This window comes from Streptomyces sp. H51 (assembly GCF_035656535.1).
Taxonomy (GTDB): Bacteria; Actinomycetota; Actinomycetes; order Streptomycetales; family Streptomycetaceae; genus Streptomyces.
On record NZ_JAYMHD010000062.1, the window covers coordinates 1 to 11,356 of the forward strand.

2 protein-coding genes are annotated in these 11,356 nt (G+C 73.6%); both read right to left on the bottom strand.

Annotation, left to right across the window (positions count from 1 at the left end):
• On the bottom strand, positions 1 to 7,166 hold a 7,166-nt coding region (locus tag VKA29_RS21700), incomplete at its 3' end, for a type I polyketide synthase (RefSeq protein ID WP_324787565.1).
• Positions 7,167 to 7,275: 109 nt separating this feature from the next.
• Positions 7,276 to 11,343 (bottom strand): SDR family NAD(P)-dependent oxidoreductase, encoded by a 4,068-nt coding sequence (locus VKA29_RS21705; protein ID WP_324787566.1) that lies wholly within the window; start codon positions 11,341 to 11,343, stop codon positions 7,276 to 7,278.
• Between the last annotated feature and the right edge of the window lie 13 nt (positions 11,344 to 11,356).

Consider the following 11,356-nt stretch of genomic DNA (forward strand, 5'->3'; position numbering starts at 1 on the left):
AACCACTCCACCAGCCGGAACAACGCCACCTCCACCGCGAACAACGCCGGCTGCGTCACCTCCGTCCGATCCACACCCCCACCACCATCACCGCCGTCACCACCACCGCCGCCGAACACGATCTCCTTCAAAGGCACACCGAAACACCCACACACCTCATCGAACGCCGCCGCGAACACCGGAAACGCCCCATACAACTCCCGCCCCATCCCAACCCGCTGCGCCCCCTGCCCCGAAAACAACAACCCCACCCGACCCGCACGCACCACACCCTCAACCACACCCGCCACCGGCACACCCTCAGCCAGCGCACCCAACCCAGCACGGAACCCCTCCACATCCCGCGCCAGCACCACACCCCGCCGCTCCAACGCAGCCCGCGACCGCACCAGAGCAGCCCCCACCGCAGCAGGATCCGCCGCCTGACCGGCGTACTCGCGCAGCCGTCGGGCCTGGTCCCGCAGTGCCTGGGCGCCACGCCCCGACACCACCCACGGCACCAGGCCGGAGACCTCACCCGGGGAGTCGCCGTGCCGTGCCGCCGACGGTTCGTCCAAGGCCTGCTCCACGATGACGTGGGCGTTGGTCCCGCTGGCTCCGAAGGAGGAGACACCCGCGCGCCGCGGACGCCCCTCCTGCGGCCACGGCACCGCCTCCGTCAGCAGCTGCACCCCACCCGCCGACCAGTTTACGTGCGGTGACGGCTCCTCCACATGCAACGTCCGCGGCAACACACCCCGCCGCATCGCCATCACCATCTTGATCACACCCGCCACACCCGCCGCGGCCTGCGCGTGGCCCAGGTTGGACTTGATGGACCCGAGCCACAGCGGCCGGTCGTCGGCGCGCTCCTGCCCGTAGGCCGCGAGCAGCGCCTGCGCCTCGATCGGGTCGCCGAGGGTGGTGCCGGTGCCGTGCGCCTCCACGGCGTCGACGTCCGCCGGGTTCAGTCGTGCCGCCGCCAGGGCCTGCTGGATGACGCGCTGCTGGGAGGGGCCGTTGGGGGCGGTGAGGCCGTTGCTGGCGCCGTCCTGGTTGACGGCGGAACCCCGTACGACCGCGAGCACCCGGTGACCGTTGCGGCGGGCGTCCGACAGGCGTTCCAGGAGCAGCACGCCCACGCCCTCCGACCAGCCGGTGCCGTCCGCCGAGGCGGAGAAGGACTTGCAGCGGCCGTCCGGGGACAGTCCCCGCTGCTTGCTGAACTCGATGAAGACGCCGGGTGTGGCCATGACGGTGACGCCGCCGGCCAGGGCGAGGGAGCACTCGCCCTGCCGCAGGGCCTGCGCGGCGAGGTGCAGGGCGACCAGCGAGGAGGAGCAGGCGGTGTCGACGGTGACGGCGGGGCCCTCCAGGCCGAAGGTGTAGGCGACGCGGCCGGAGACGACGCTGCCGGACGTGCCGGTGAGCAGGTAGCCCTCGGCGCTGTCGGCGGCGTGCTCCACGTGGGTGGCGTAGTCGTGGTACATGACCCCGGCGAAGACGCCTGTGTCGCTGCCCTTGAGGGAGAGGGGGTCGAGCCCGGCGCGTTCGAAGGCCTCCCAGGAGGTCTCCAGCAGGAGCCGCTGCTGGGGGTCCATGGTGACGGCTTCGCGACGGGAGATGCCGAACAGGTCGGGGTCGAAGTCGGCGGCGTCGCGGAGGAAGCCGCCGGAGCGGGTGTACGAGCTGCCGGGGCGCTGTCCTTCGGGGTCGTAGAGGGTGTCGAGGTCCCAGCCGCGGTCGTCGGGGAACTCGGCGACGGCGTCGCGGCCTTCCGCGACCAGGCGCCACAGGTCTTCGGGGGAGGTGACTCCGCCGGGGTAGCGGCAGGCCATGCCGACGATGGCGATCGGCTCGTCGGCGGCCGCGGCGCGGGCCGTCGTGCGGGCGGCCGGGGTCGCCCGGGTGCCGGGGCCGACCAGGCCGGTGAGGAGGTAACGGGCGAGGGTGTCGGGTGTGGGGTGGTCGAAGACCAGGGTGGCGGGGAGCTTCAGGCCGGTGAGGGCGGTGAGGCGGTTGCGGAGCTCGACCGCGGTCAGGGAGTCGAAGCCCAGCTCCTTGAACGCCTTGTCGGGCTCGATGGCGCTGCCGTCGGCGTGGCCGAGGACGGCCGCGACGGTGTCGCGTACGGCGTCGAGGGCGAGGCGTTCGCGCTCCGGCTCGGCGAGGCCGGCCAGCCGCTGGGCGAGCGCCGAGGTGTCGCCGTCGGCGGAGGTCCCGGCGGTACGACGCGCGGGGGTGCGGACGAATCCGCTGAGCAGGTCGGGCAGGAGTCCCGCGGCAGCCCGGGTGCGCAAGGTGGCGTGGTCCAGGCGGACCGGTACGAGCAGGGTGTCGCCGGAAGCGGTGGCCGCGTCCAGGGCCGCGAGTCCCTGTGCCGTGGTGAGTGGCAGGACGCCGGCCCGTGCCGCCGTTTCGGAGTCGCCGCCGTCGAGGTGGGCCAGCATGCCGCTGGACTGCTCCCACAGTCCCCAGGCCAGGGACAGCGCGGGCAGTCCCTGGTCGTGCCGTTGTTCGGCGAGGGCGTCGAGGAAGGCGTTGGCGGCGGCGTAGTTGCCCTGCCCGGGGTTGCCGAACACACCGGCGACGGAGGAGAAGAGGACGAAGGCGTCCAGGCCGGCGTCACGGGTCAGCTCGTGCAGATGCCAGGCCGCGTCCGCCTTCGGACGCATCACCGCATCCAGCCGCTCCGCCGTCAACGACCCCACCACACCGTCGTCCAGCACACCCGCGCAGTGCACGACCCCGGACAACCGACCCGGCAACGACCCCAACAACGCCGCCACCGCATCCCGCTCCGCCACATCACATGCCACGACCTCCACCGACTCCGCACCCAACGCACGAAGCTCATCGACGAGGTCAGCCGCACCCGGCGCCTCCGCACCCCGCCGACTCGTCAGCACCAGACGCCTCACCCCGTGCTCACCCGCCAGATGCCGCGCCACCAGCGCACCCAGCGCCCCGGTCCCACCCGTGACCAGAACCGTCCCGTCGCCCCAGTCGACGGTGCCGGTGCCGGGTTCGGCGCGGACCAGCCTGGGAACGGCCGGGGTGCCGTCCCGCAGGGCGAGGTGGGGAACGCCGGTGGCGACGGCACGGTCGAGGGCCGCGTGGGAGGCCGGGGTGCCGTCGAGGTCGACGAGCTGGATGCGGTCGGGGTTCTCGGACTGCGCCGAGCGCACCAGCCCCCACATGGCGGCCTGGACCGGGTCGGGCGCGCTGTCGGTGTCCCGGGCGCGGACGGCGCCCGAGGTGGTCAGGATGAGCCGTGAGGCGGCGAGCCGTTCCTCGGCGAGCCACGCGGTGAGCAGGTGCAGCAGGTCGGCGGTGGCCGTCCGGGCGCGCTGCGCGAGGTCGGTGGCGGAGTCCGGGGTGTGGGGGGTGACGACGACGTGGGAGGGCGCGTCGGCGCCGTCGTCCAGGGCAGCGATCAGTGCGGCCAGGTCGGGGAAGCGCGCGCCGCCGAGTTCGGCCCGGTCGCCGTCGGCCGCCGTCTCCGGCAGTGCGGCGTCGGTCCAGGCCACGCGGTACAGGGGTACCGTGCCCGGCCCGGTGAGGTGGTCGGCGGTCACCGGCATCAGGCCGAGCGCGTCGACGGTGCCCACGGGGCGGCCGGCCGGGTCGGCCAGGTGCAGGGTCAGCGTGCCGGAGTCCGCCGTGTCGATCCGGACGCGCAGCGCGGTGGCGCCGGTGGCGTGCAGGGACACCCCGCTCCACTCGAAGGGCAGCCGCATGCCGTCGACGGATCCGCCGAGCAGAGCGGCGTGCAGGGCGGCGTCGAGCAGCGCCGGGTGGATCCCGAACTTGCCTGCCGTTTCGGCCTGTTCGGCGGCCAGGGCCACCTCGGCCCATATGGTTGCCCCCTGCCGCCAGGCGGCCTTCAGCCCCTGGAACGCGGGCCCGTGCGCATATCCGGTCTCTGCCGCGTTCTCATAGAACCCGCCCAGCTCCACGGACTCGGCACCCGGCGGCGGCCATTCCGTCAGCTCCTCCCCCGCACCGGCCGCGGTGCGCGCGACGGACCCGGTCGCATGCCGCGTCCACGGCGCGTCGGCGTCGTCCGCAGGGCGGGAGTGGACGGTGACCGCCCGGTCGCCGTTCTCCGCGGGTGCACCCACGACCACCTGGAGCTGGAGCGCACCGCTCGCGGGCAGCAGCAGCGGCGCCTCCAGGGTGAGTTCGCGCAGCAGACCGCATCCGGCCTCGTCCCCGGCGCGTACGGCGAGTTCGACGAACGCGGCACCGGGCAGCAGCACGGTCTCCGCCACGGCATGGTCGGCGAGCCACGGGTGGCTCTGCAGCGACAGCCGGCCGGTGAGCACGTGGCGGTCCTCGTCCGCGACCCGCACCGCGGCCCCGAGCAGCGGATGCCCCGCCTCGGCGAGCCCCGCGGCCGCCACCTGGGCGTCACCGGCGGACTGCTCGGCCCAGAAGCGTCGGCGCTGGAAGGCGTAGGTGGGCAGGTCCACCCGCACGGCGTCGTGCCCGGCGAGCAGCGCCTGCCAGTCGACCTTGGCGCCGTGCACCCAGGCCTCGGCGAGGGAGGCCAGGAAGCGCCGCGGGCCGCCCTCGTCACGACGCAGGGTGCCCAGAGTCACCGCGCTCGCCCCGGAGGCATCGATGCTCTCCTGCACACCGATCGTCAGCACCGGATGCGCACTCGACTCGACGAACAGACCATGCCCGCGCGCCAACAACCCCTCCACGGCCTCCTGGAAACGGACCGTGGTGCGCAGGTTCGTGTACCAGTACTCCGCCCCCAGCTCCGGACCGTCGACGAAAGCACCGGTGACGGTGGAGAAGAACGGGACCTCGGCGGTGCGCGGCCTGATCCCTTCCAGCAGACCGATCACCTCGTCCCGGATCGACTCCACCTGGGAGGAATGCGAGGCATAGTCCACGTCGATGCGCCGGGCACGCACACCGTCCGCCTCACAGGCCGCCAACAGCCCGTCCAACGCCTCAGGATCACCGGAGACGACCGTGGACCGCGGACCGTTCACCGAAGCCAGAGCCAACCGGTCACCGAAGGAAGCAACCCGCTCCCGCACGGCGTCCGCGGTGTCCGCCACCGACACCATCCCACCCCGCCCCGCCAGAGCGATCAGCGCGCGGGCACGGAGAGCCGACACCTTCGCCGCGTCCTCCAGACTCAGCACCCCGGCAACAGCGGCCGCCGCGATCTCGCCCTGCGAGTGGCCCACCACCGAGGCAGGCTCCACCCCCACCGACCGCCACAACTCCGCCAACGACACCATCACCGCCCACAACACGGGCTGCACCACATCCACCCGGTCGAAACCAGGCGCCCCCTCAACCTCGCGCAGCACATCCAGCAACGACCAGTCCACATACTCGGAGAGGGCCCGCGCACACTCCTCCAGCCGCGCGGCGAACACCGGCGAAGCCCCGTACAACTCCACCGCCATCCCCGCCCACTGCGACCCCTGACCGGGAAACACGAAGACCGTGTCGCCCTCGATGCCCGCGGTCCCCTGGACGGCGTGAGGTGTGGTCTCGGCCGCGGCCAGGCGGTCGAGGGCGTCGCGGCGTGCGCTGGTGTCGGCGGTGATGATCACGGCTCGGTGGGGGAGGGCAGCGCGGGTGGTGGCCAGGGAGAGGGCCGTGTCGGCGGGCCGGGGCGCGTCCGCGGCGGCGAAGGTGCGTATCCGGGCGGCCTGGCCGCGCAGGGCGTCGGCGCTGTGGGCGGCGATGGGCCACGGGACGGGTGCGCCGGATGCCAGTGGTACGGCGGCCGGGGCCGGTCGGGGTTGGGGGCGGGCGAGGGGCGCGGCCTCTTCGAGGACGAGGTGGGCGTTGGTGCCGCTGATGCCGAAGGCGGAGACGGCGGCGCGGCGGGGCCGGTCGTGGTCGGACGCGGCGGGCCAGTCGCGGGCCTCGGTGAGGAGTTCCACCGCGCCCGCCTGCCAGTCGACGTGCGGGGTGGGGGCGTCGATGTGGAGGGTCTTGGGCAGGGTGCGGTGGCGGAGGGCCATGGCCATCTTGATGACCCCGGCGATGCCCGCGGCGGCCGCGGTGTGGCCGATGTTCGACTTCAGGGAGCCGAGCCACAGGGGCCGGCCGTCGGTGCGGTCCTGGCCGTAGGTGGCGAGGAGGGCCTGGGCCTCGATGGGGTCGCCGAGGGTGGTGCCGGTGCCGTGTGCCTCGACGGCGTCGATGTCGCGCGGGCGCAGCCGGGCGTTGGCGAGGGCGGCGCGGATGACGCGCTGCTGGGAGGGGCCGTTGGGGGCGGCGAGGCCGTTGGAGGCGCCGTCCTGGTTGACGGCGGAGCCGCGGATGACGGCCAGGACGCGGTGGCCGTTGCGGAGGGCGTCGGAGAGCTTCTCCAGGACGATGACGCCGACGCCCTCGCCCCAGCCGGTGCCGTCGGCGGTGGCGGCGAAGGCCTTGCAGCGGCCGTCGGACGACAGTCCGCGCTGGCGGCTGAACTCGACGAAGAGTCCGGGTACGGACATGACGCTGACGCCGCCCGCGAGGGCCATGGTGCACTCTCCCTGCCGCAGGGCCTGGCAGGCCCAGTGCAGGGCGACGAGGGAGGAGGAGCAGGCGGTGTCGACGGTGACGGCCGGGCCCTCGAAGCCGTAGTGGTAGGCGAGGCGGCCGGAGACGACGCTGCCGGAGGTGCCGGTCAGGGAGTAGCCCTCGGCGCCGTTCTGGGAGTTGTGGCCGCCGACGATGTAGGCGGGGGTGGCGGCGCCGACGTAGACGCCGGTGCGGGTGCCCTTGAGGGAGAGCGGGTCGAGCCCGGAGGCCTCCAGGGCCTCCCAGGAGGTTTCCAGCAGGAGCCGCTGCTGCGGGTCCATGGCCAGGGCCTCGCGCGGCGAGATGCCGAAGAGTCCGGGGTCGAAGTCCGGGGCGTCGTGGAGGAATCCGCCGGAGCGGGTGTAGGTGGTGCCGGGGTGGTCGGGGTCGGGGTGGTAGAGCTCGTCCAGGTCCCAGCCGCGGTCGGTGGGGAAGCCGGAGATGGCGTCGCGGCCCTGCGCCACCAGGTCCCACAGGTCCTCGGGCGAGCGGACGCCGCCGGGGTAGCGGCATGCCATGCCGACGAGTGCGATCGGTTCGCTGCCCCGGTTCTCGGCTTCGGCGAGCCGCTGCCGGGTCTCGTGCAGTTCGGCTGCGACCCGCTTGAGGGATTCGACGAGCTTGTCCTCGTTCGCCATTGCGGCGCGTCCTTCCCTGGCTTTCCCGGCGTTCCTGGGATTCCTGGCTTCTTGTCCTGGCATTGCTGGGGGTGGGTCGTGCGCTGGGCGACGGGCGCATGGTCGACGGTCAGTTCACGCCGAGCTCGTTCTGGATGAAGTCGAGGACTTCTTCGGCGGAGGCGGACTGGAGGCGGTCGGCGACCCGGTCCGCGTCCTCCGCCGGTTCGCCGGGCGGGGTGGCCGCGGTCTGCCAGCGGCGCAGCATCTCCTCAAGGCGGGCCGCGATCTGGTCGTGTCCGGGGCCGTGCGGGTCGGCGGCCAGGACGGCGGACTCGAGGCGGTCGAGTTCGGCGAGCAGGTCCCCGGTGGGCGTCGGCTGCTCCGCGGGGGCCAGTTCGGCCAGCAGGTGGGCGGCGAGTGCGCCGACCGTCGGGTAGTCGAAGATCAGCGTGGGGGGCAGGCGCAGCCCGGCGGCGGTGGTGAGGCGGTTGCGGAGTTCGACGGCGGTCAGCGAGTCGAAGCCGAGCTCCTTGAAGCCGCGCTCGGATCCGATCGCGCCGGGTGTGCCGTGGCCGAGGACGACGGCGACGTTCGTGCGCACGAGGTCGAGCAGGGCGTGCCGGCGCTCGGCCTGGGGGAGCGCGGCCAGGCGTTGCGCCGGCGGCACTCCGTTCCCGTCCGTCGCGGCCGTCCGGGCGTCCGTGGTCGCGGCGCGTCGTCCGGTGGTGCGGACGAGTCCCTTGAGCACGGCGGGCAAGGCGCTGCCGCGGGCTTTCTCGCGCAGGGCGGACAGGTCGAGACGCACGGTGGCGAGGAGTGGTTCGTCCTGCCGGAGGGCGTCGTCGAAGAGGGCGAGTCCCTCTTCGTTGCTCATCGGCAGGAACCCGGACCGTCCGAGCCGGGCGAGGTCGGTGGCGTCGAGGGTGCCGGTCATACCGCTGGACTCGGCCCACTGCCCCCACGCCAACGACACCCCCGGCAACCCACGACACCGCCGGAACTGCGCCAACGCATCCAGAAACGTGTTCGCCGCCGCATAGTTGCCCTGCCCCGCACTACCCACCACACCCGCCGCCGACGAGAACAACACGAACGCCGACAGATCCAACTCACGCGTCAACTCATGCAGATTCCACGCCGCATCCACCTTCGGCCGCATCACCGAAGCCACCCGCCCACCGTCCAACGAACCGATCACACCGTCATCCACCACACCCGCCGCATGCACCACCCCCCGCAACGGACGCCCCACCGGAATCCCCGCCAGCACCTCCGCCAACCGCCCACGATCCCCCACATCACAAGCCACCACCCGCACCTCGGCCCCCAAGCCGCCCAACTCCCGGACCAGCTCCACAGCCCCCGGCGCATCCACACCCCGCCGACTCGTCAGCACCAGATGCCGCACCCCGTGCACAACCACCAGATGCCGCGCCACCAACGCACCCAACGTCCCCGTCCCACCCGTGACCAGAACCGTGCCCCCCACATCCCAGCCCTGCGGAACCGTCAGCACGAGCTTGCCCGTATGCCTGGCCTGGCTCATGAACCGGAACGCCTCCGCAGCACGCCGGACATCCCACGCCCGCACCGGCAACGGCCGCAGCACACCCGCCTCGAACAACCCGACCAACTCCCGCAGCATCTCCCCGATCCGCTCCGGCCCGGCTTCCATCAGGTCGAAGGCCCGGTAGGCCACACCCGGGTGGTCGCGGGCGATCTGCTCGGGGTCGCGGATGTCGGTCTTGCCCATCTCGACGAACCGGCCGCCGCGCGGCAGCAGCCGCAGCGAGGCGTCGACCAGCTCACCGGCCAGGCAGTCCAGGACCACGTCCATGCCCCTGCCACCGGTCGCGGCCTTGAAGCGCTCCTCGAAGGAGGTCGACCGGGAGGAGCCGTAGTGGGCGGCCTCCAGGCGCGCCTCCCGGCGCAGTACGTCCCACTTGCCCTCGCTCGCCGTGCCGAACACCTCGGCGCCCAGGCGTCGGGCCAGTTGCACGGCGGCCATGCCGACACCGCCGGCCGCGGAGTGCACCAGGACCCGCTCGCCACGCCGGAGACCGGCGAGGTCCACGAGGGCGTAGTACGCGGTCAGGAACACGGCGGGCACCGACGCGGCCTGCTCGAACGACCAGCCCCGCGGAACGCGCACGATCATCCGGGCGTCGGCGACGGTGACCGCGGCGAAGGAGTGGGGCACCATGCCCATCACCCGGTCGCCGACCCGCAGGTCCGTCACCCCGGGACCGACCTCGGTGACGACGCCCGCGGCCTCGCTGCCGAGCACGATCGTGTCGGGGTACATGCCGAGCGCCATCAGCACGTCGCGGAAGTTGAGGCCGGCCGCGCGGACGGCGATCCGCACCTGTCCCTCGGTGAGGGGTGCGGCCGCTTCGGGGAACGGCACCGGGGCCAGGCTCTGCAGGGTGCCGTCGCCGGGTGTGTCGAGCCGCCAGGGAACGTCGTCGGGCGGGGTGAGCAGGGCACTGCCGGTGCGGCGCGTCAGGCGCGGGGCGAGGAGTTCACCGTCGCGTACGGCGATCTGCTCCTCGCCGGTGGCCACGGCCGGGATGACCGGCGTGTCCTCGTCGACGGCGCCGACGTCCGTGTCGACGTCGACGAGGACGAGCCGCCCCGGGTGCTCGGCCTGCGCGGACCGCACCAGTCCCCAGACCCCGGCATGGACGAGGTCCGGGACGTCCTCGCCCCGGCGGACGGCGATCGCGCCGTGGGTGACGATCACGAGCCGGGCGCCGTCGAACGCCGGCTCGGCCAGCCACCGCTGCACCTGCGTGAGCAGTCGCGTCGTCTCCTCACGCACCCGCTCGGCGGTCACCACGGAACTGCGCGGCGAAACCGGCAGCAGCACGGTTTCCGGCACGGGCGTGCCGTCGGCGACGGCAGCGGCCAGCGCGCCCAGGTCGGCGTAGACCGTGGCGGCGGCCTCGTCGTCGGAGTGCGGAGTGCCCAGCACGGCCCAGGACCGCGGCGGTTCGTGGTCGGCGGTGAGGGGCGTCCAGGCGACGCGGAAGAGACTGTCGTTGTCCGCCGTCCGGGTTCGCTCCAGTTGCCCGGCGGAGACCGGCAGCAGGCTGAGCGCCTCGATCGCGGCCACCGGCAGCCCCGCGGTGTCGGCCACGTTCACGCGTACGGTGTCGCCGCCCACCGGCTGCAGCCGCATCCGGAGCGCCGTGGCGCCCTCGGCGTACAGGCGGACCCCGCTCCAGGAGAACGGCAGCCGCAGCGCGGCGTCCTCGCCTCCCGGTACGTCGAGCAGCATGCCGTGCAGCGCCGCGTCGAGCAGCGCCGGGTGCAGCCCGAAATCACCGGCTTCGGCGCGGTGGTCGTCGTCCGCCACGACTTCGGTGAGGATCTCGTCCCCGAGCCGCCAGGCGGCACGCAGGCCGCGGAAGGCGGGCCCGTACGTGTAACCGGCGGCGGCCAGCCCCTCGTAGAACCCGGCCAGGTCCACCGGCTGCGCACCCGGCGGCGGCCAGGCGGTGTCCTCGGCGGCGGGCGCGGGCCCGCCCGTGGCGAGGGAACCGCTCGCATGCCGCGTCCACGGCACGTCGGCGGCGCCCTCGGCGCGCGCGTGCACCGTCACGGACCGCGCACCCGACTCCTGCGGCGCACCGACCTCGACCTGGATCTGCACCGCCCCGCGTTCGGGCAGCGCGAGCGGTGCTTCCAGCGTCAGTTCCTCGACGACACCGCAGCCCGCCTCCTCACCCGCCCGCAGGACGAGCTCCACGAACGCGGTCCCCGGCAGCAGCACCGTCCCGGCCACCGCGTGGTCGGCGAGCCACGAATGGCCGTCCGCCGCCAGCCGCCCGGTGAGGACGAGCCGGTCGTCGGCCAGGTGCACGGCGGCACCGAGCAGCGGGTGCCCGGCCGTGGCGAGACCGAGCCCGGCGGCGTCGACTGCGGGACGGGCCGGTTCGAGCCAGTAGCGCTGGTGCTGGAAGGGGTAGGTGGGCAGGTCGACGTGCCGAGTGCCACTGGTCCGGAACAGGCGGTCCCATTCGACGGGCAGGCCCCGCGTCCACGCCTCCGCCAACGCCGCCACGAACGCCTCCGGCTCCGGACGGTCCTTGCGCAGCACCGACGTCACAAGACCGTCGAAGCCGTCGTCCAGGTTCTCCCGGACCATGCTCGCGAGAACACTCTGCGGACCCAGCTCCAGGAAATGCGTCACACCCTGCCCCGCC